Source organism: Rhodoferax sp. TS-BS-61-7, from assembly GCF_002943465.1.
Classification (GTDB): Bacteria; Pseudomonadota; Gammaproteobacteria; order Burkholderiales; family Burkholderiaceae_C; genus Allorhodoferax.
The window spans coordinates 215,970-237,535 of sequence record NZ_PTQY01000003.1 but is presented as its reverse complement, the minus strand read 5'-3'; the positions used below and the strand labels follow the sequence as shown (position 1 = coordinate 237,535).

Here is a 21,566-nt window from a genome sequence, read left to right as displayed (position 1 = left end):
CGAAGCGCGTCAGCTCCAGTGTGGGTATGTGTGTCAACCTGGTATGCCAGGTTGTCCACATATCCATCACGGGCGCATTGAGAAACTTGACGCAAGTGGGGTTGGTCAGTGATTGAGCTCCGGCGCAAAATTCTGATCCCTTCATTCAGGCTCACAGAAGTCTGCGAGGTTGATGACCCGCTAGCCATCAAGCGGGAGATCAGGGGTGGCAAGGGCCGTGAAGCGTTGACCTATTACTGCCGCCCGGTGGTGGAGCCGCACAGCGAGAGTCGATTCAACTACAACCTCTTTCCGATTCCATTGGATCGTGCCGGTAGGCCCTGGGGGTTGGCGACAAACTTTCTGTTGTCGCGGCTGGAGGGTGAAAGCAGGCCAAACATGGTGACGTACCACTCATTGGCCGATGATCTAGGAGCGTTCAAGGAGTGGCTGGATCAGTCCGATAGGCCCGATGAATTGCTGTTTGACTTTCCAAAGATGAAGTTGCGGCGCTGTACCTATCGGTACAACGGATTCCTCAAGCAGCAGATGTTCGCTGGGGAAGTCGCCCAAGGAACAGCCAAACGGCGCATGTCTACCGTGATTGCCTTCTATCGTTGGCTTATCCAGGAAGAAGTTTTTGAACCCGAAAACGAACCGTGGGAAGAGCGTGGCTACTCCCTGACGTTTAAGGGTGAATACGGTGCCGTCATTTTCAAAAAGGGCCTAACGACAGATGTGGGCATCAAGGTGGCTAAAGCCGAGGATGCTCTAGAGGACACCATTCAAGACGGCGGAAAATTGCGCCCGCTGCCAAAGGATGAGCAGCAATGGGTCATGGAGGCATTGAATGCCCTTGGTAACCCTGAGATGTACCTTATTTGCCTGCTCATGATTGCCACAGGTGCACGTGTCCAGACCGCAACCACCCTACGGGTCAAGCACCTGACAGGGAAGTCGCCGGTATTCTCCAATGCCCTTTCCGGAGGTGGGTCGGTCTTCAAGTTGAAGTGCGGTCCCGGTACAGGAATCGATACCAAGGGAGATAAGCAAGGCTTGCTGCAGATCCCGTTGCCTTTGTATCAAGCTTTGCAGACATATGTTTTGTCCGCACGGGCGACCCGTAGGCGTGAAGCCGCTATTGGTGGCGTTTCCGGTGAGCAGTATCTGTTCCTGACCCAGCAAGGCAGTCCTTACTACCAGGCCAAGGATGAGGCCGTCCAGTTTGATCCCGAGTTCAAAGAGCGTTACCGCAAGGCGGGGGGAACTATTCGTCAGTTTCTGGCTGACCGCCTTATCCCTCACGTACGCAAGAACCACGATCCCAAGTTTCACTTCAGGATTCACGATCTGCGAGCGACGTTTGGTATGAACCACACCGACATCCAGATGGACCTTGTGGACAGTGGCAAAGTCAGTTTGAGCCAGGCACGCAACATCGTGCGACAGCTCATGTGGCACAAGAACAGCGCGACCACTGATCTGTATCTTGATTACCGCCGCCGTCTGGAGCAGGTTTACGCTGCCATCAATGGTTATGGTGAACAGGTGCAAACATGGATTGATCAGGCTATGACGGGGGTGCTGGATGACTAAGCAACCTCCAATACTGTTCACCGAGCGCCCTGTAGTGATTTTTGAGTTGCCACTGGCAGCGAATACTCGCCTCTTGAACCCCGATCAGGTGATGCTGAAAATTGGTAAACACGTGCACGATGTAGGCGCGTTCTGTTACACCATTCGCTCTGACAAAAAGCGCAAGGCAAATGGGTCACGCCATGTCGTACTTAGCTCGTTCCGAAAGGAGCGCATTGTCCAGATCCGTCAAGTGATCAAGGTTTTCTCCAGCTTGCTTGAAGACGCAGGGATGAGAACGAGCAGCGTGAGCAATCTACTGAATTTCTTCAAGTTATTTATGGACTGGGCGGATGTCAACGGCTGCGTCGATTGCCTGGCTGGCGGCGATGCGACCCAACGTGCGTATGGACTATTTGTTCAGGATGTCGAGGACCGGTTTCGTCGACATGAATATGAAAGTTCCAATGCTTCGCGCCTTCAACACAAGGTGTTGAGCCTGTTGGAAGCATTTACGGGCTGCTCCGACCTGGGCAATGGCATCCGATTCGTCAAGGATAGAAGTGGTCAAAAAGGTGGGACTGAACCAGCAAGTCAACATGATTTCGCGCACGCCTTGGCCTTGAATGACTCCTTGTTCCAAGGTCTGTGCGACTTGATACTTGAAAATCGCCCGTTTCCATTTCTTCTTGCGATGCCGAAATCACTGGGATGGCAGGATGATTTCTTGTGGGTTTTTCCAACTAATCGTTGGTTTCTCCCACCGCATCAATGGGGTGAAGCGCGAGCGCAATTGAATGCCCCAAGTTGGGCTTACAACTATGAGAAAGGCAGACTTTCAACTCTCGATGAAATTTGGCGGCATTACAAGGGTATAGACAAGCAAAAGTTGGCGAATGCACGTAGATGCATCACCGATGCAGCACTGTCCTTTGATGTCGCCAATAGTGATTCGCGCAATCACCACCGACGGAGCCTCGCCATGCTTGCGCACAACGCCTTTTACTTCCTGTTTCTGGCCAATACAGGTGGGAATGCGGCGCCGGTGAGTGACATAGAAACCGATGGAACATTGGAAGAAGCGACGGCCAACCCTGGTTATCGGACCATCAAGTGGCGTGCGCAGAAAAAGGTAGTTAGCGTGATCGTTCCAGTTGCCTTTGTACCATCGCTGCGTCGTTACATGGAACTGCGAAAGTACCTCTTGGATGGCAAGGCGTTCCCGTATTTGTTCATGAGTCTTGGGATGGGAAATAAGGATTTCCCATCGCAGATTCACGATCAGCTTCTGCAGAGTCAGTACCTAACTCTTCGACGTATCGACCCAGAACTGCGAGCAATGTCTGCGCGAAAAATTCGGGCCACAGTGTCCGATTACTACCGGCGCAAGCACGACTCGATCATTGAGGCGGCGGTCCTGCAGCACAAGGAAACAACTGCCGAGACGAGCTACAACGCTGGAACCGCTGATGACCACCATTTTGAGATAAGCCTCGTTCTCGGGAAAATTGCACAGAAGGCGAAACAAGAGATAGTTGCCAAAAACAGCAACATTGAGGCCAGGCAGCTTGAAGAAGGTGGCGTATGTCCTTCCTATGGTCAGCCAGAACCGTTGGACGAAAGTGTGTCGGTCAAGCCGAACTGCAAGTCGGGTTGCATCTTTTGTTCCAAGCGTGTGCTTGTCGCGGGGGAGGAAGATGCACGAAAGATCGCGTCTGCCGCTTACTTGATGGAGCAGTTGATCAATGGGCCTCAATCGGAGGCAGAGTTTAGGCCGCAGATCGTTAAATGCGATGAGGATCTCGAAAAAATACGAGCCTTCGATGGTTGCGCAAACATAGTGGATCGCGTCAAGAAAGACGTTTTTGAAAACGGAAACTTGACACCCTACTTCGCCGACAAGTTTCAGTTGTTCCTGTCATTGGGAGTCCTGGGATGACCAATTTGCACAGCGCACAAATTGATTTGCCATCAGGTGCCCATGCGCCTGATCCGTGGGACCACGGTGGCGGCGTGCAGTTAAAACTTGGCCACGTGATAAGCAAAGATGCCGAAGGGAAGCCGCTGTCCTTGGTAGGCGACTTCGTGTGGAACTGGACCTACTGCACCGCGAGGAGAACTAGATCATCCTTGCCTTTTTACTTCTGGAAGACGAAAGGTAAACAGACAGTTCGCGGAGGCGATGTCACTGCGCAGCGTCTGGCGTTGATGCGCGAAATGCAGTACCTCATGGTTCTGCGCGTCTACCATGCGCAACGGATGCTTGGGTTCCGTTCTTTGGGAATCGATTTGTTTGCCCTTGGAAAATTCGCCCGTTACGCGCATGAAAAACGGTGCTCATTGAGAGACGTGTTGGAGCAAGTTACGTTGTTGGATGGGTACATAACATCTGTACCTGAAAGCCAGTGCCATAACGTTGTAAGGTGGCTTACCTTTCTTCGCGAAGAGGTAACTGAGGCTCAACTCGGCTTCGTGGTAGCAATGCCTAAAAAGTGGGCGGAGTTGAAGAAGCGTGCGAATGCCTACGGTCGATCACAGTCGCAGACGGCACCCTTGCCGACCAACATCTATTTGGCGCTGATCAACGCGCTTGACAGTGAACTTGATGATATTGAGAAGCACCAGGATCGCCTACTCGCTGCGCTGCGTGAAGCGGTGATTCTGCACAGTGAGTTCAAAGCCAAGGGTTTGAAAATGGGTGCTTCCTTCGGCCCCGAACTCATCGCAAAACACGGTTTAGTTGAGTTTCTGACCCGAAAGGGGGTTGAAGCGGACCTCGGCGGTCTCACGAGCGCACTGACAAACATCCAGCGTGTCTGCAAGTTGCAGATTCATACTTTCTCCGGAATGCGAGACGAAGAGGCCGAAAATTTGCCCTATCACTGTATGGAGACAGTTAAGGCTGGACATGGGCGAAAACACAGCCTGTTCGTCGGGGCCACGACTAAGTTGAATGGAGCCCGCTTCAAAAGAACGCGGTGGGTCACTACCGATGCTCAGGGGTTCCGAGCAGTTAGGGTGGCACAGTCCTTTGCTGATGTGATTTACAAATACCTCGGAGCTGAGCCCAGCAGCATAGAGAAAGCGAAAGACAGCTACCCATTGTTTGTTTCCACCTCCTACCTGCCTTGGGTGGCAATTTTGGAGATACCCAAAGATTCCCAATATGCGCCGGCTCGGGCGTTGCATATTTGCGCAATGTCAGAAATTCTCAAAGTAGCAATGTGTCCCACAATTGAGGCGGCGGACATCGCTGAGTTGGTGGCAATTGACGAATTTCGAGATTGGGGTACGGAGCCTGACTTTGCCATTGGTATGCCATGGCCACTTAAGTATCACCAGTTGCGCCGTTCGTTGGCGCTTTACTGCAATGCAAGCGGTCTGGTTAAGGCATCGTCACTGCGACGCCAGTTGCAGCACATCACCCGGGAAATGTCAGAGTATTACGGGCGAGGTAGCGTCTTCGCCAAAAACTTCCTTCGCGATGATCCAGTGGAGTACAAGAACCACATCATCCTTGATTGGCAGGACTCGGAACAGGAGGCCCAATGCTTAGCCTTCACCCGAGACGTGCTCAACAGTGATGAACCGCTCTGTGGCCCCGGAGGATTCTTCTATGACTTGAAAAAGCAACGCGGCGAAGTGATGTCGTCCAAAGAAGTCAAAGACCAGCTCAAGATGGGACGCATGGCTTATAAAGCCCATCCATTGGGTGGCTGCAATCACGTTGGTACTTGTGACAAACAAAAGGGATTGCGGCTTACAAGTGGCATTTGCATCTCGGAGAACTGTAAATCCTTGATTGGCAAGCATTCCAAAATCATTGAGATCATTCCACTTCAGAGGCGGATCGTGGCAAACCTTCAGCCTGGGTCGATAGCTTTTGAAATGGAAAAAGAAGAGTTGGACATTCTGGTGGATGCCGAGGTCAAGTGGAGGTCTGGAAACAGGCCTATGAGCGCGTCCCAGGGAGCACGACATGCGTAAGGTACTGAGCGATTACTTTGACGCGCTGGAGCGGTTAATCAAGGACCGCCCAACCAATGTTCCAAAAGGATCAAAGATCACCAACGACAACGTCTCGCTTGAGGCTGGCCGCAAAAAGGGGACGATTAAGAAATCACGCCCGGTCTTCAAGGAGTTGATCAACGCGATAGATGCAGCGGCTACAGAAAGCCGACAGCCGCAGGACGTTGCCAAGGCCGCACTGGATGCTGCGAAAGCGGATGCTGCTAAGTACCGGGCTCTATGGGAGGAGGCCTTAAGTCGTGAGATTTCCTTGGTCAAGCAACTCTGGGAAGAACAACGACAGTGGGCGAAAGAGAAGGCCGCGTTGACCGGCGAGAAAGTCACATCGATCAATACCCGAAAACTCATTGGCCGGTCGTAGTGCGATTTGAAGCCACATAACAATCAAGGAGGACACAAATGAATCGCATCACATCCCAGACTGGTCATGACGCTCCGATTGCAGATCGTGCGGAGGACTTCTATGATCGCTGGCCTGTTGCTAAAAGCATCTCGCGCATCATCGCGACAGCACCCTCAAAGTGGTCTACCCGCATCGGTCTTTTTGCACCTTGGGGAGACGGTAAGACGTCCGTATTGAACTTTGTTGAACAGCAGCAACTAGAAGCGGGGAATATCGTCATCAGGTACACCCCATGGGGCGCATCAACCCCGGATGAGGTGTGGAAGGACTTCGGAAAAGTGCTAATTGCCGGGCTCCAGCGCAATGGGGTCAAGGTTAGGTGGTGGGCTGCTCCCATCCATTGGGTGAAGTCGTTTGGAGTGGAGAAGGTGAAGGCCGCGATCAAGGCATTGGGCAAGATGATCGAATCGTCTGGTCATGCTCCAGGCGCATCAGTGGGGGCCAATGTGGCTTCGATGCTGCTAAGCAAAAAGTTGACCTTCTCCAGCAAAGACATGCTGAGGGTGACTGACCAACTTGGCGATCGAAGGGTCGTAGTCTTCATCGACGACCTCGACCGCGCGGCGCCAGCAGTTGTTCCTAAATTGCTTTTGGTGCTTCGTGAGCTTCTCGATTACAAACAGTTCGCCTTTGTTTTGGCGTTTGATCGAAAGGTCGTCGCGACCGCGCTGGAGCAAAGCAATGAAGCCTGGGGGAAGGAGGGTGAAACCTTCTTGGATAAGGTCATCGACTTCCGGGTAGATTTGCCCCAGCCTACAGCAGACCAAGTGCGCCGATTGGGATTGTTTCAGTTTGGCGCACTGTGCTCATTCGTCCCGAGGGAATCCGTCGATGCAATTGTGAAACTACTTCCGTCCAACCCCCGAAAGCTCAAGCTATTCGTACGGATGATTGCCAGTATGCAGAAAGAGGTCGAGCGCCACGAGGATGCTGAGCTGGATTGGGGCGTCATACTGCTTCTGGCTCTAGTTAGGACCGAAAGTGAAGGGCTTGCTAGCCGTCTCCTTGAAAACACTATTGGCAATGTCGAATACGACTTCATGGAGGGGTATGAGGAAGCCGAAGACAAAAACGCCCGCAGGGCAAGGGAACTTGATCTACTACTAAAAGAGTTTCCCGAACTAGTTCCTCGGACAGCGCGAGTCCAAAGGCTGATTGAAGCATGGAGAGCGGAAATGCCAAGACACCCAGGTGAGCGGGTCCGGTATCAAGCCAGCTTTGCGCTCGCTCCCCATAGCATCACCTGGTCGGAATTTAAACAGTTCTTCGCCAAATGGCAGGCAGACCGACGCGCAAGTGTCATTGCCAACTTCCTCGCCGAACAAGAAAAAGAGTCAGAGGCGCGAGCGGAAACCGTTCAGAGTGAATTGGCAGAAACGATAGTCTCCCACTACGGAACGATCTTAGAGAACGCGTCGCACTTTAATTTAAAGGTCGGTCACCAATCACAGTTAAGCCATGCAGCCGACGCTCTTGACCTACTCTTGCAGAGCGTTGGCGGAACTGCACCTGTATGTGCGCTGACACCCGAGCAATTATCTAAGCTGTGGGAGCGCTTGTACGGCTTGGCGTTGGAATGGTGCCATTTTGATGCGAACGAATCAGACGCTCAGCTTCGAATAAAGGAACGTCAGACTCTTATAGAGCTTGGGAAAGCTACTGGTGATCACATGCCGATCTACGAAATGCTAAAGCCAGGACAATCGCATGAGGACGTCTTTGACGGGCGATCTACAAAGTTGAAGAACGCGTTGAGTGACGCCCTTCGTCAAGTGTTTGAGCCCCAAGCATGTGCCGTTGCGCTGTCTTATGTGAAGACGCCAGGTGAGATTCGACGACTCCGATCACGCGGGGAGCGCCGCGCCGCTAGATATCTGCTAACCACTCCCAGTAGTCCAATGTTTACCACTCACAAGACTGACCTGTTGGAGGCATGGACGGGACGAAGGAACACCTCAGAGGCGGTCAGTGATGCAAGTGAATACTTGAGTCTGCTTTTACGCGCCATTGGTCATGGAGATCAAGAGTACTGCACTTCGGAAGAGCGAAAGGTCTTCATCAAGGCGCATTCGGACCTCATGGGAATGATATGGAACCTCAGCGTGTCGGAGCCCAGTCAATTTCGCATGCTCCAAGATTTGCGCAAGCAAAGAGACTTACTTGTTGACTTGGGAGTCCCCGTGTCAGATCTCGATATGCCTGACTGGCTTAAAAGTCAAAGCGCGATCCCTCTATTGAAGAACGAGTAAGGAGCCTGAGATGAAAAGACTGAAGAATCTTCCTAGGAATGAATGGACAGCGACGACTGCACATGTCCATTTGTATGGGTGTCGCGATGGACAGGTCGCCGGAAGGCAAGTTGTTGATTCTGCTGGGAAAGGTGGTTGTCCATTTAAGGACAACTTGAGTGTGATTCAGGAAGGCACGCTGCCGGGCAAGGCCTGAGGCCAGAGGAATACCATGCAGCAAGTCATAGATGCTATGCAATTAGGAGCTGTTCACGCAGTATCTACGGGGGCTACCCTGCATATTTATTTGAATCGCGCCGAGGTGCGCAACGCCATGTCGCTGCAGATGGTGGCCGAGCTGCAGCAGGTGCTGCGCGCGGCCGAGGCCACTGCCGGTACGCCCGGTGCGGTGCGCGTAGTGGTGCTGCGCGGCGAGGGCGGGCACTTCAGCGCCGGGGCCGATTTGAAAGATATGGCTGGTGCGCGCATGCGTGCCATGCAAAGGGCCGAAGGCGCGCCCGACCCGATTGCCGAGGTGAATGCCGCTTTTGGCCACCTGTGTGCCGCCTATGCCAACACACCGCTGGCCGTGGTGGCCGTGCTGGAAGGCACGGTAATGGGCGGCGGCTTTGGTCTGGCCTGTGTGGCCGATGTGGCCATCGCCAGTGAGACCGCAGCCTTCCGTTTGCCCGAGACCTCGCTGGGCGTGGTACCCGCGCAAATCGCGCCGTTTTTGGTGGAGCGCCTTGGCTACTCGCAAGCCAAACGCCTTGCCGTAACAGGTGGTCGCCTCGATGCGGCGGGTGCACTCGCCGTGGGGTTGGTGCATGAGGTAACGACTACCGAAGGCATAGCCGCCTCGCTGGACAAGACGCTGGCCGACATATTGGCCTGCGCCCCCGGCGCACTGGCTGCTACCAAGGCGCTGATGCGCAAGGCGCGCTTTACGGCTGCGGCCGACTTGGTGGAAGAGGCTGCTGCCATCTTCTCCCAAGCGGCCCAAGGCCCCGAGGGGCAAGAGGGCATGACGGCCTTCATTCAGAAACGTAAACCGCAATGGGCTGTGACATGAACTTTTCAAAACTACGGATGACTTCGCGGAGTCTGGGCGGCAGAGCGTTTTGCTTCGTGTCCCCCGCCCGCTGTGCGGGCTCCTCCTTTACCTACGCAAAACGCTCTGCCACCCAGTCTCTCAGTGAGGTGTTGGATGTTTAGCAAAATCCTGATCGCCAACCGCGGCGAGATCGCCTGTCGCGTCATCCGCACCGCACGCAAGCTGGGCTACCAAACCGTGGCTGTCTACAGCGATGCGGACCGCAATTCGCCCCACGTGGCGCTGGCAGATGAAGCCGTGCACATTGGTGCGTCCCCCGCTGCAGAGTCGTATTTGAAGATCGACGCGATTCTGGACGCTGCGCGAAAAACTGGTGCCGATGCGCTGCATCCTGGATACGGCTTCCTCAGCGAGAACGCCGCCTTTGCGCAGGCCTGTGCAGATGCACATCTCGTCTTCATTGGCCCTCCGGCCAGCGCCATCACGGCCATGGGCGACAAGGCCCTGGCCAAGCGCCGCATGCTGGAGGCGGGCGTGCCCTGCGCACCGGGCTATTTGGGTGCAGACCAAAGCGATATGGCGCTGACCACCGAGGCCAAGAAGCTGGGCTACCCGTTGCTCGTCAAAGCCGTGGCCGGTGGCGGCGGGCGCGGCATGCGGCTTGTGCGCAGTGATGCCGAGTTGCAGCAAGGCATAGACGGCGCGCGCCGCGAAGCGACCAGCGCGTTTGGCGACGGCACGCTGATGCTGGAGCGTCTGATCGACAACGGCCGCCACATCGAGATCCAGGTGTTTGCGGACGCCCATGGCAATGCGGTCTACCTGGGCGAGCGTGATTGCACCGCCCAGCGCCGCCGGCAAAAAGTGATTGAAGAAGCGCCGTCGCCTGTGGTGAGCCCCGCCATGCGGGCCGCCATGGGCCAAGACGCGGTAGCTGCCGCGCTGGCCGTGGGCTACCGCGGCGCGGGCACGGTGGAGTTCATCGTCGATGACAAGCTGAACCACTACTTTCTGGAAATGAACACGCGCCTGCAGGTGGAGCACCCGGTGACCGAGTGCATCACGGGCTATGACCTGGTGGAGTGGCAACTGCAGGTGGCCGCAGGCGATGTGCTGCCCGCCAGGCAGGAAGACATCACGCTTACCGGCCACGCCATAGAGGCCCGCCTGTATGTAGAAGACCCCTACACCGGCTTCGCACCGCAGACCGGCACGGTGGCCTGGTGGCAGCCCGAGCGTGCTTTGGTCGAGGGCACTCGCGTTGACGACGGCATCCGTCAGGGCAGTGTGGTCTCGCCCTTCTACGACCCCATGGTCGCCAAGATCATCGTGCATGGCCGCGACCGGGACGACGCCATCCGCCGCCTGCGTGCCGCGTTGGCGAACACGCCTTTGCTGGGGCTAAAGAACAACGGCAGCTTTCTGAGCGATCTGGTGGACCATCCGGCTTTCCGCAAAGCCGAGATGACCACCACGCTGATCGACCAGTGGCTGGAGCAGGGTGAGCCGCTGCTGCAGGCGCCCGTGCCCAGCGATGCGGCATGGACCGTGGCGGCGGTAGCCCTGGCCACGCAACACGGCAGCAGCTGGCGCGCCAACAGCGTGGCCGCCTACGGCTTCCAGCTGCAGACGGGCGACACGGTGCGCGCAGTGCGTGTGCTGCCGGACCGCCATGGGGCGGTTGCCGTTACTTGGGATGGCCACACCACGGCAGCCCGCGTCTTGCAGTTTGAGGACGGCGTGTTGCGGATTGAAATCGATGGTGTGGCACGAACTGCCATTGCCGTGTTTGCAGGCGCCGAATTGCATCTTGCCCATGCCGGCCACAGCCATGTGTTCACCGAGGTCTCCGCCTTCCCCAATGCCGACGCCCTCAAAGACGCGAGCCGTGCCCGCTCCCCCGTGGCCGGCAAGGTCACCCAAGTGCTGGTGGCAACTGGCGACACCGTGCAGGAGGGCCAACAGCTGGTCTGCGTGGAAGCCATGAAGATGGAAATGTGGCTGTGCGCCGAAAGTGCAGGCGCGGTCAAAGCAGTGCACGCCAAGGCGGGCGACCAAGTGGAATCCGGTGCTGTGCTGGTGGAGCTTGAACTCAACACGAAGAAGGAAGCATGATGGACAAAGCCATACTTACCTGCGCGCTGACCGGCGTGCTGACCAACCCCAAGCAGCACCCCGTGCCGGTGACCCCGGCGCAAATGGCGTCTGAGGCACGCGACGCTTTCAACGCGGGCGCCAGCATCATGCACATCCATATGCGCAGCCAGGAAGAGGGCATGGGCCACATGCCCTCGTGGGACCCGGATGTGGCGCAGAGCATCGTGAATGCGATCCGCGCAGCCTGCCCCGGCGTCATCATCAACTTGACCACCGGGGTGGTCGGCAAAGACATCAGCGGTCCGCTGGCCTGTATCCGCCGCGTGAAGCCCGAAATTGCCGCTTGTAACGCGGGCAGCTTGAATTACCTCAAGCTCAAGGAAGACGGCAGCTGGGCCTGGCCACCCATGGTCTTCGACAACCCGGTAGCCAAGGTGCAGCAGTTTCTGGACGTGATGGAAGAGGCGGGCACCCACCCTGAGTTCGAGTGCTTTGACGTGGGCATCGTGCGCTCGGTGACCATGTACCTGAAGAACGGCATGCTGAAGCCCGCCATGGGCCGCGCCGAGTACAACCTGGTGATGGGCGTAGCCTCGGGCATGCCGTGCGACCCGGAGCTGCTGTCGCTGCTGCCCAAATACATGGCCGTGGGCAGCGTCTGGCAAACCACGCTGATTGGCCGCACGGAGATCTGGCCGGTACACCAGAAGACGGCAGACCTGGGAGGTATGTTGCGCACGGGTCTGGAAGACACCTTTTACTTGCCTAGCGGTGAACGCGCTGCGGGGAACGGTGCCCTCATCACCGCACTGGCCGCCTGCGCCCAACGTGCAGGCCGTGCGATTGCCAGCCCGGCGGAGGCGCGGGCCTTGCTAGGGCTGCGCAGCGCGTAAACTGGGTGCTGGCGCCTCTGGAAATCGGAATTCGCAAAAGTTTCTACGGGTTTTCCATCAAGCCCTAAAAACTTCGTGCTAGAATACGAAGCTTAGCGGCTGTAGCTCAGTTGGATAGAGTACTTGGCTACGAACCAAGGGGTCGTGGGTTCAATTCCTGCCAGCCGCACCAAACGACAAACCCTAGAACAGAAATGTTCTAGGGTTTTTTCGTTTCTGAGGCCCGCCAGCGTGTGCCTGCGCACAGACCGTTGGTGCGGGGATTGATAGCCTGAGGGGATGTCCCATCCAGGTAAATCCATGAACAATCCCACGCCGCCGTCCAGCACAACTCCCAACGAATCCCTCAACAGCGTTTTGGGGCAGGCAGAGCATGTGCAGGCCTTGGTGGAACAAAGTGCCTTGGAGCTATCTACCGTGAACTCCGTGCTGGGGCAACAGGTTGGCGCGCAGGCGCAGTCGCCAGAGGTCAAGCAGGCTTTGGCGCAGAGTCAGGCCGTAGAGGAGAAGGTTCAAGACGCGTCAGACAAGTTGGCGCTGGTAACCCACGCGCTGGAAGGCGAGATCAACGAGCGCAAAGCCATCGATGCGGAGCTGGTCCTGGTCACGCAGCAGGAGGAGCTAGCGCGCTACGCTGCAATGCACGACCCTCTGACCGGTTTGCCGAACCGCACGCTGTTCCACGACCGCCTGGAGCATGGCTTGGCGCAGGCGCGGCGGCATGATCTGGCGCTGGCCGTGATGTTTCTGGACCTGGATGGTTTCAAGCAAGTCAATGACACCCATGGACATGATGCTGGCGATGCGGTGTTGCAGACGATTGCAGCGCGGCTCAAAGAGAACACGCGGGATGACGACACCGTCAGCCGCCTGGGGGGCGATGAGTTTTTGTACCTGTTGATGGGGGCGACGGATGAGCAGACGGTTGCTAACCTCGCCCAGAAAATCGTCAACCGGGTTCAGCGGCCATGCCAACTCGACACCGGGGACATCAGTGTCTTTTTAAGCATTGGTATAGCGCTCTTTCCAAGACACGGCACAACAGCGGATTCCCTCATCAAAGAGGCGGACGCTGCGATGTACGTGGCCAAACGCGACCGTACGGGCTACGCCTTTGCCAAGTAACAATGCGTGGTCCATCGTGGCGCACAGGCGTGCGTCGCTAGAATGAAACCAGCCACGGAGTGCCGTGGACTGCATTGAACGGAATCATGAGCAAGGCCTTTACCAAAGAGTCTGACACGGGCATTGACGACGATGAGTTGCAACTGCCTGCGTTGCCGGCGGGTGGAAAAAACTACATCACCCCCCATGGCTACGCTGTGTTGCGTGACGAGTTGCTCGACTTGATCGACAACGAGCGCCCCAAGATCGTGGAAGTGGTGCACTGGGCTGCCAGCAATGGCGACCGCTCCGAGAATGGCGACTACCTGTATGGCAAAAAACGCCTGCGCGAGATCGACCGCCGCATCCGTTTTCTGACTAAGCGCCTGGAGATCGCCGAGGTGTCGGACCCCTCTTTGCACCACGGGAACGACCAGATCTTTTTTGGCGCCACCGTCACCTATATAGACGATGCCGATGTGGAGCGGACGGTCACCATCAAAGGTATTGACGAGTCCAACAGCGCCGTGGGCGAGGTGAGCTGGATTTCTCCGATTGCGCGCACCCTGCTCAAGGCCCGCGAGGGCGATGAACTCAAGCTGGTGATGCCCGACCGTGTGGCCACCATCGAGGTGCTGCGGGTGGTCTACCCCGCACCCCTGTCCGCCTAGGCGGTGGCGCTATTGCTGCTGCGGTCGGCCCGCAGCACGGAGGGCGTACGGCGCAAGTTGCGCAGTGCGGTTTCCAAGTGGGCGGTGTCGCGTACGGCCACCACAAAACGCAAATCTGAGGCGTCTTGCACACCGTCCTGCCCCATGTCGATGTGCAGGATGTCGGCCTCGGCCGAGGCCAGTGCCGCAGCCACTTTGGCCAGCACGCCCTTGCCGTTGTTCACGGTCACCACGACGCCGGTTTCGAACGGGCGAATCGGTTCGTCCGACCATTCCACACCAATAAAACGCTCGCTGTCCTTGTTTTGCAGCTTGCGTGCGATCTGGCAGTCTTGCTGGTGCACCACCAGACCTTCGCCGCGGCCCAGGTAACCCACGATGGTGTCGCCAGGGATGGGGCGGCAGCAGGGTGCAAACTGCACCGAGGCGTTTTCGCTGCCATCCAATGTGATAGAGCCCAGCGAGGTGGATTCGTGGGCGGTGAAGCGTTCGCGCGTGAGCAGCAGGGCATCAGGGCGCTCACCGTTGTCAGCCAGCAGGCTCACCATGCGTTTGGCCACGATGTTGGCAATCCGTTTGCCCAAACCGATGTCGGTCAGCAATTCCTGGCGTGTTTTGTTGCCGGTGAAGCGCAGCAGCTTGTCCCACAGCGTGCTGTAACTGGGATCATCATCTGGGAAACGCTCTATACCTTCGGAGCGCAGGGCCTGCTGCAGCAGTTTGCTGCCCAGGCTTTCGGATTCGGTCTGCGCCATGGTCTTGAGGTGGTGGCGGATCTTGGAGCGGGCCCGTCCGGTGCGCACAAAGCCCAGCCAGGCCGGGTTGGGCGTGGACACCGGTGCGGTGACCACTTCCACCACATCGCCATTCTTGAGTTCGGTGCGCAGGGGGACTTGCTCCCCGTTGATGCGCGCGGCCGTGGTGCGGTCGCCAATATTGCTGTGGATGGCATAAGCAAAGTCCACCACCGTGGCGCCGCGCGGCAGCGCCATGATCTGGCTCTTGGGCGTGAACACATACACCGCGTCGGGGAACAGGTCCACCTTCACGTGGTCCCAGAACTCAGCGGCGTCGCGGGTTTCATCCTGAATGTCCAGCAGCGACTGCAGCCACTTGGTACCCAACCGGTCATTGGATGCGTCGTCGGGGTTGTTGACCTTGTAAAGCCAGTGGGCGGCCACGCCCGATTCGGCCACCACGTGCATGGCCTCGGTGCGCATCTGGAATTCAACGTTAATGCCAGCTGGCCCCACCAGCGTGGTGTGCAGCGATTGGTAGCCGTTGACCTTGGCAATGGCGATGTGGTCCTTGAACTTACCGGGCAGGGGCTTGTAGAGCTGGTGCAGCAGGCCCAGCGCGGTGTAGCAGTCCGTCACTTGGGGCACCAGCACCCGAAAGCCATAAATGTCCGTGACCTGGGCAAAGCTCAGGTGTTTGTCGTCCATCTTCTTGTAGATGGAGTACAGCGTTTTTTCGCGGCCCGCGATGCGCACCGGCATGTTGGCGGCGGCGAACACGGCCTCGACTTCTTTTTGTACCTTCTGGATCAGGTCACGGCGGCGGCTGCGTGCCTTGGCCACGGCCTTGGCCAGCGTGGCGTAGCGCCAGGGGCGCAGGTGCCGGAAGGAGAGGTCCTGCAGCTCGCGGTAGGTCTGGTTCAGACCCAGGCGGTGGGCAATGGGGGCGTAGATGTCCAGCGTCTCCGACGAAATGCGGGCCCATTTAGAGCGCGGCACGTCCGAGAGGGTGCGCATATTGTGGCTGCGGTCGGCCAGCTTGATCAGGATGACGCGCACGTCGCGCGCCATGGCCAGCAACATTTTGCGAAAGGACTCGGCCTGGTTTTCTTCGCGCGTGTTGAACTGCAGCTTGTCCAGCTTGGTCAGGCCGTCGACCAGCTCGGCCACGGGCGAGCCGAATTTTTCGATCAGTTCGATCTTGGTGATGCCGCAGTCTTCGATGGCATCGTGGAGCAGGGCCGCCATCAAGGCCTGGGCATCGAGCTTCCAGTCGGCGCACTGGGCGGCCACGGCAATCGGGTGGGTGATGTAGGGCTCGCCGTTGTTGCGTAACTGGCCCAGGTGGGCCTCGTCGGCAAAGCGGTAGGCCAGGCGCACTTGCTCCACATCGCTGGGGCTCAGGTAGTCCAGTTTGGCCGTCAATCCGGCAAAACTGGCTGCCGCGGCGTTGGCGGCAGCGGCCGGTGAGGTGAGGTGTGGAGTACTGCCCATGGCTTAAATGTAGCGCGCCCCATGCAGTGGCGCAGGCCAAACGCAAAAAAGCACCGCAAGCGGTGCTTTTTCAGGAGAGTAGGCGATTACAGCGGTACTTTTTTCAGCATCTCGATGCCGACTTTGCCTGCTGCGATTTCGCGCAGTGCGGTCACGCCAGGCTTGTTCTTGCTTTCGATCTTGGGCGTGTGGCCTTGGCTCAACATGCGGGCACGGTAAGTGGCTGCCAATACCAATTGAAAGCGATTGGGGATCTGCACGAGGCAGTCTTCAACAGTAATACGGGCCATGGAAATCTCCGGGAAACTAGAGGATGTTCAGCGCTTGGAATGTTTCGGCACGGGCGCGGCGCTGTGCCGAAATCTTGAGCCGCTGAGAGTGAACAATGGCTTTCAGGTCGAAAAGCGCACGGTCGAATAACTCGTTGATTATAACGAAGTCGAATTTCGCGACCTGGGCCACCTCGACCTGGGCATTTTTCATGCGCATGTCGATGATCTCGGGCGAGTCCTCACCGCGGCGCTCCAATCGGGAACGCAACTCTTCCCAGCTGGGGGGCAGGATGAAGATGCAGATGGCGTTGGCAAACACGTTCTTGATCTGCACGGCACCCTGGAAGTCGATTTCCAGAATCACGTCCGCCCCCATGGCCATGCGGTCTTCGATGGCTTTTTTGGAGGTGCCGTAGCGGTTGGCGTGCACATGGGCCCACTCGACAAAGGCGTCAGCGGCCACCATGGCGTCAAATTCCTGCTGCGAAACGAAAAAGTACTCGCGGCCATGCTTTTCCTGGCCGCGCGGTGGGCGCGTGGTGTGCGACACCGAGGGCTGCAGCCGCGAATCCAGTTCCAGCAGCGCCTTGCACAGGCTGGACTTACCCGCCCCGCTGGGGGCTGCGACGACAAAGAGGTTTCCGGGGTAGTCCATTGACATTGGCTCCGATAAGGCGGGTAGCTGAAGTCGCCTTATTCTAAGTTCTGAACCTGCTCGCGCATTTGCTCGATCAGCACCTTCATGTCCACCGAGATGTGGGTCAGCTCCAGCGCGGCCGATTTGGAGCCCATGGTGTTGGCCTCGCGGTGCAGTTCCTGGATCAAAAAGTCCAGCCGTTTGCCAATCTCGCCGCCCTTTTTGATCAGGCGTTCCAGTTCGTCCAGGTGGGAGCTCAGACGGGTGATTTCTTCGGCCACGTCAATGCGAATGGCAAAGGCGGTGGCCTCGGTCAGGGCCCGGTCTTGTGCGGCCTCGGGCAGGGTGGCACCGTCGGTCAGGGCCATGGCCTCTTTCCAGCGCTCCATAAAACGGGTGCGCTGCTGCTCCACCAGCTTGGGTACCAGCGGGCCGGCTTGTTCGGCCAGGGCACGCAGCTGGGTGATATGGCCCAGTAGCATGGTGGCCAGGCGGGCGCCTTCGCGCTGGCGGGCGGCCAGTAGCTCTTTGAGGGTCTTTTCGGCCAGCGGCATCACGTCAGCGCTCCAGTCGCGCTGGCCGCCTTGTTCGCTGGCGGCCAGGCGAATGACGTCGGCCACGCTCAGCGGGTTGGCGTTGGGCAGCCAGGCGCGGATGTTGTCTTGCGCTGCGTTCAGGCGCTGCAGCAGTTTGGGGGTGGGGTCGGGGATGCTGCTGGTGCTGGTGGTTTCCACCGAGGCGCGGACTTCAATCTTGCCGCGTTTGAGCTTGCTGCCCAGCAGCTCGCGCAGGGCGGGCTCGAACTGGCGCAGGTCTTCGGGCAGGCGAAACGTGAGGTCCAGAAAGCGGCTGTTGACCGAGCGGATCTCCAGTCCGAGCTGCGTGGTGGGCTGGTTTTTGGGCTCGCCTTCCGGGGCGCTGGTGGCTGTGCTGTGCTGGGCACTGGCATAGCCAGTCATGCTGTAAACTGGCATCACGGGTTCTCGCTGCGTTGAAACGGCCCCGAGAATAACCCGGTTCACACGCAACCGACGAGCCCTTACCCCGCAATTTATGTCAAAGGTCAAGCCAGCACCGTTACCCCCCGATACCACGATTGGCGGCTACCGCATTATTCGCAAGGTGGCGGCCGGAGGCTTTGGCTTGGTGTACCTGGCGCTGGATTCGGAAGGCCAGCAGGTGGCGGTCAAGGAATACCTGCCCTCATCGCTGGCCAGCCGCGCACCCGGTGAGCTGTTGCCTCAGGTGCAGCCCGAGAAGCTGTCGCTGTACCGCTTGGGCCTGAAAAGCTTTTTTGAAGAAGGCCGCTCGCTGGCGCAAATCTCCCACCCTTCCGTGGTGAGCGTGCTGAATTTCTTTCGTGAAAATGAAACCGTTTACATGGTGATGAACTACCTGGAGGGCGCGGCCCTGCAGGATTTCATCGTCACCGCGCGCGACCAGAAGAAGAGCAAGGTGTTCCGCGAGTCCACCATCCGCTCGCTGTTCGACGAGATTTTGCGCGGCCTGCGCATCGTGCACCAGCACAAGATGCTGCACCTGGACATCAAGCCGGCCAACATCTTTATTACCGACGACAACAAGTCAGTGTTGATCGACTTTGGCGCGGCACGCGAAGTGCTGAGCAAAGAAGGCAACTTCATCCGCCCCATGTACACACCCGGCTTTGCCGCCCCCGAGATGTACCGGCGCGATGCCTCCATGGGCCCGTGGACCGATATTTACGCCATTGGCGCCTGCATCTATGCCTGCATGCAGGGTTACCCGCCCAACGAGGCACCGCAGCGCCTGGAAAAAGACCGCATCACCACGGCACTGGCGCGCCTGCGCGGTGTCTATTCCGACAACCTGATCGAGGTGGTGGAGTGGTGCATGTCGCTGGATCCCTTGTCGCGCCCGCAGTCGGTGTTTGCCTTGCAAAAGGAGCTGTCGCGCGAAGGCGAGCGACGCTACACCAAGCTCTCGGTGGGTGAGAAGGTGCGCATGCAGTTCGATTCCATGGTGGCTGACACCAAAAAGACAGTGCAGGGCGCTGTCGCGGTGCCGGCCAAACCCAAATGAAATTTTCCGTATTCCAGATCAGCCGCAAAGGCGGCCGCGAAAAAAACGAAGACCGCATGGGGTATTGCTATACCAAGGCGTCGGGCTTGTTTTTGCTGGCCGATGGCATGGGCGGCCACCCCGAGGGAGAAGTGGCTGCGCAGATGACGCTGCAAGTGATTTCGGCGCTGTACCAGAAAGAGGCCACGCCCGAGATCGAGGACGTCAGGGCGTTCTTCCAACGCGCCATTCTTGCGGCCCACCGCCAGATCCTGCGATACGCTACCGAAAAACACCTGATGGACACTCCGCGCACCACGCTGGTGGCGGCCATTGTGCAGGGGGGTGCAGCGCACTGGGTGCATTGCGGCGATTCACGCCTGTACTTTGTGCGCCAGGGCGAGTTGCTGGCGCGCACGCGCGACCACTCCTACATGGAGCAGCGCGAGGGCGACCGGCCTCTGGCCCACGCTGCACCTGCGGTGTTCAACCGCAACGTGCTCTACACCTGCCTGGGCTCTCCGACCAAGCCGGTGTTTGACATCACCGGCCCGGTGCCCCTGCAGCAGGGCGACCGCATCATGCTGTGCTCGGACGGGCTGTGGGGCACGGTGGACGATTCCACCATCGTCTACCACCTGGCACAAAAGCCGGTCACCGATTCGGCCCCCGACCTGGTGGAGCAAGCGCTGGCCAATGGGGGCACGCACTGCGACAACGTGACCCTGATCACCATGGAGTGGGAAACGCCGGACAGCTTCGAGTCCACCCGCGGTGCCATTTCTACCGACAACATCGAGGACGGCGTGTTTGCCTCTACCGTGCAGGCCGGCTGGCTGGACTCGCAGGTGGATGACCTGGATGACGCCGCCATCGAGCGCTCCATTGCCGAAATCAACGAGGCTATTCGGCGCTCCGCGGCACGTCGGGGCTAAACGCACCGCCGTGCGAACGGCCATTTCCTGAAAGACTGCCATGACTGAATTCGTTCGCAGCGGTGCGCGCGCCGCTAACGCGTTGCGCCCTGTGCGCATCACGCGCCACTACACCATGCACGCCGAAGGCGCGGTGCTGATCGAGTTTGGCAACACCAAGGTGTTGTGCACTGCGTCGGTGGAAGAACGCGTGCCACCGCACAAACGTGGCAGCGGTGAGGGTTGGGTGACCGCCGAATACGGCATGCTGCCGCGTGCCACCCATAGCCGCAGCGACCGCGAAGCCGCCAAGGGCAAGCAAAGCGGCCGCACGCAAGAGATCCAGCGCCTCATCGGCCGATCGCTGCGCGCCGTGTTTGATTTGAAGAAGCTGGGCGAACGCACCATCCAGCTGGACTGTGATGTGATCCAGGCCGATGGTGGTACGCGCACCGCGGCCATCACCGGCGCCTTTGTGGCGGCGCAAGATGCGGTGAACGGCCTGCTCAAATCCGGCAAGATTAATGAGACACCGATCACCGCCGCTGTGGCCGCCATCAGTGTGGGCATTGTGCAGGGCACGCCGCTGCTGGACCTGGAGTACACCGAAGACTCCGCCTGCGACACCGACATGAATGTGGTGATGACCGGCGCGGGCCATTTTGTGGAAGTGCAGGGCACGGCCGAGGGCGTGGCGTTTACGCGCGCCGAGATGGACCAACTGCTGGGTTTGGCGGAAAAAGGCATCACCGAGCTGATGGCCTTGCAACAAGATTCACTATCAAAATAATAGCTGCTTGCGCAGTATTCATAAGCGCTAGAGGCACTTTTAATGCAAATTGTTCTCGCATCCAACAACCAGGGCAAGCTGGCCGAACTGCAGGCCATGTTTGGCGCGCTGGGCTGTACGCTGGTGCGCCAAGGCGACCTGGGCGTGCCCGAGGCGCCTGAGCCTTACCGCACCTTTGTAGAAAACGCGCTGACCAAGGCGCGCAACGCCGCCCAGCACACCGGCCTGCCCGCGCTGGCCGATGACGCTGGCCTGTGCATAGACGCGTTTGGTGGCTTGCCGGGCGTGGACACGGCCTACTACGCCACCCAGCATGGCTATGCCAAGGGGGACGACAACAACGTCACCGCGCTGCTGGAGCAGATGCAAAACATAGACAACCGCCGCTGTGCCATGGTCAGCACGCTGGTGGCGGTGCGTTCGCCCGAAGACCCGGAGCCGCTGATCGCCGTGGGTCGGGTGGTGGGTGAGGTGGCGCGGGAGCGCCTGGGCAGCAACGGTTTTGGCTTCGACCCCGTGATGTGGATTCCCGAGTTTGGCCAAACCTTTGCCCAGCTGCCCGTGGAGGTGAAGAATGCGAACAGCCACCGCGGCCGTGCCGCGCAGGCCATGGCGGCGCTGATCCGCAGCAACTGGCTGGGTGGCTGAG

Annotated in this window: 18 protein-coding genes and 1 tRNA gene; 15 read left to right on the top strand and 4 right to left on the bottom strand. The window is 58.4% G+C overall.

Annotation, left to right across the window (positions count from 1 at the left end; translation table 11 throughout):
- The first annotated feature begins 108 nt into the window (after nt 1-108).
- The 11 genes from C5F53_RS09840 (at nt 109) to greB (ending at nt 14,033) form a co-directional block, all read left to right on the top strand.
- On the top strand, nt 109-1,575 hold the full coding sequence (locus C5F53_RS09840; protein ID WP_105261202.1) for a site-specific integrase: 1,467 nt from the start codon (nt 109-111) through the stop codon (nt 1,573-1,575).
- Entirely contained in the window at nt 1,568-3,493 is a 1,926-nt protein-coding gene (locus C5F53_RS09835) for a hypothetical protein (RefSeq protein ID WP_105261201.1), read from the top strand. The genes C5F53_RS09840 and C5F53_RS09835 overlap by 8 nt, the downstream gene beginning before the upstream one ends.
- A complete protein-coding gene (locus C5F53_RS09830) occupies nt 3,490-5,541 on the top strand; it encodes a hypothetical protein (RefSeq protein WP_105261200.1) in 2,052 nt (683 codons plus the stop codon). Before C5F53_RS09835 ends, C5F53_RS09830 begins: the two co-directional genes overlap by 4 nt.
- Entirely contained in the window at nt 5,534-5,944 is a 411-nt protein-coding gene (locus C5F53_RS09825) for a hypothetical protein (RefSeq protein ID WP_105261199.1), read from the top strand. Before C5F53_RS09830 ends, C5F53_RS09825 begins: the two co-directional genes overlap by 8 nt.
- Before the next feature lie 38 nt (nt 5,945-5,982).
- Complete coding sequence (locus tag C5F53_RS09820; protein WP_105261198.1) at nt 5,983-8,235, top strand: P-loop NTPase fold protein; 2,253 nt, start codon at nt 5,983-5,985, stop codon at nt 8,233-8,235.
- Between the two features lie 211 nt (nt 8,236-8,446).
- Nucleotides 8,447-9,286 (top strand): enoyl-CoA hydratase/isomerase family protein, encoded by an 840-nt coding sequence (locus tag C5F53_RS09815; RefSeq protein ID WP_236635329.1) that lies wholly within the window; start codon nt 8,447-8,449, stop codon nt 9,284-9,286.
- A gap of 135 nt (nt 9,287-9,421) precedes the next feature.
- Nucleotides 9,422-11,383, top strand: coding sequence for a biotin carboxylase N-terminal domain-containing protein (locus C5F53_RS09810; RefSeq protein WP_105261196.1), 1,962 nt, complete (start codon nt 9,422-9,424; stop codon nt 11,381-11,383).
- Nucleotides 11,380-12,258: a 3-keto-5-aminohexanoate cleavage protein gene (locus C5F53_RS09805; RefSeq protein ID WP_105261195.1), complete on the top strand. Its 879-nt coding sequence runs from the start codon at nt 11,380-11,382 to the stop codon at nt 12,256-12,258. The genes C5F53_RS09810 and C5F53_RS09805 overlap by 4 nt, the downstream gene beginning before the upstream one ends.
- Before the next feature lie 95 nt (nt 12,259-12,353).
- Nucleotides 12,354-12,430 (top strand) — tRNA-Arg (locus C5F53_RS09800).
- A 128-nt stretch (nt 12,431-12,558) separates the two neighbouring features.
- A complete protein-coding gene (locus tag C5F53_RS09795) occupies nt 12,559-13,383 on the top strand; it encodes a GGDEF domain-containing protein (RefSeq protein ID WP_105261194.1) in 825 nt (274 codons plus the stop codon).
- Nucleotides 13,384-13,469: 86 nt separating this feature from the next.
- Nucleotides 13,470-14,033, top strand: coding sequence for a transcription elongation factor GreB (gene greB / locus C5F53_RS09790; RefSeq protein ID WP_105261193.1), 564 nt, complete (start codon nt 13,470-13,472; stop codon nt 14,031-14,033).
- Here greB and C5F53_RS09785 read toward each other — a convergent pair.
- The 4 genes from C5F53_RS09785 to C5F53_RS09770 all read right to left on the bottom strand — a co-directional run bounded on the left by C5F53_RS09785 (nt 14,030) and on the right by C5F53_RS09770 (nt 18,147).
- Nucleotides 14,030-16,264 (bottom strand): bifunctional (p)ppGpp synthetase/guanosine-3',5'-bis(diphosphate) 3'-pyrophosphohydrolase, encoded by a 2,235-nt coding sequence (locus tag C5F53_RS09785; RefSeq protein ID WP_105261192.1) that lies wholly within the window; start codon nt 16,262-16,264, stop codon nt 14,030-14,032. The genes greB and C5F53_RS09785 overlap by 4 nt on opposite strands.
- A gap of 86 nt (nt 16,265-16,350) precedes the next feature.
- The gene (rpoZ, locus tag C5F53_RS09780) at nt 16,351-16,554 is read right to left on the bottom strand and encodes a DNA-directed RNA polymerase subunit omega (protein WP_105261191.1); all 204 of its coding nucleotides are present in this window, start codon (nt 16,552-16,554) and stop codon (nt 16,351-16,353) included.
- Nucleotides 16,555-16,570: 16 nt separating this feature from the next.
- Nucleotides 16,571-17,191 (bottom strand): guanylate kinase, encoded by a 621-nt coding sequence (gene gmk / locus C5F53_RS09775; RefSeq protein WP_105261190.1) that lies wholly within the window; start codon nt 17,189-17,191, stop codon nt 16,571-16,573.
- Nucleotides 17,192-17,229: 38 nt separating this feature from the next.
- A complete protein-coding gene (locus C5F53_RS09770; RefSeq protein ID WP_105261189.1) occupies nt 17,230-18,147 on the bottom strand; it encodes a YicC/YloC family endoribonuclease in 918 nt (305 codons plus the stop codon).
- Nucleotides 18,148-18,226: 79 nt separating this feature from the next.
- Here C5F53_RS09770 and C5F53_RS09765 point away from each other — a divergent pair, with 79 nt between their 5' ends.
- From C5F53_RS09765 to C5F53_RS09750, 4 genes are all read left to right on the top strand, one after another.
- Nucleotides 18,227-19,234, top strand: a complete 1,008-nt coding sequence (locus tag C5F53_RS09765) for a serine/threonine-protein kinase (RefSeq protein WP_105261188.1) — start codon at nt 18,227-18,229, stop codon at nt 19,232-19,234.
- Complete coding sequence (locus tag C5F53_RS09760; RefSeq protein ID WP_105261187.1) at nt 19,231-20,148, top strand: PP2C family serine/threonine-protein phosphatase; 918 nt, start codon at nt 19,231-19,233, stop codon at nt 20,146-20,148. Before C5F53_RS09765 ends, C5F53_RS09760 begins: the two co-directional genes overlap by 4 nt.
- Before the next feature lie 91 nt (nt 20,149-20,239).
- Nucleotides 20,240-20,917, top strand: a complete 678-nt coding sequence (gene rph / locus C5F53_RS09755; protein ID WP_370446725.1) for a ribonuclease PH — start codon at nt 20,240-20,242, stop codon at nt 20,915-20,917.
- Between the two features lie 42 nt (nt 20,918-20,959).
- On the top strand, nt 20,960-21,565 hold the full coding sequence (locus tag C5F53_RS09750; RefSeq protein WP_105261185.1) for a non-canonical purine NTP pyrophosphatase: 606 nt from the start codon (nt 20,960-20,962) through the stop codon (nt 21,563-21,565).
- The last annotated feature ends 1 nt before the right edge of the window (nt 21,566 follow it).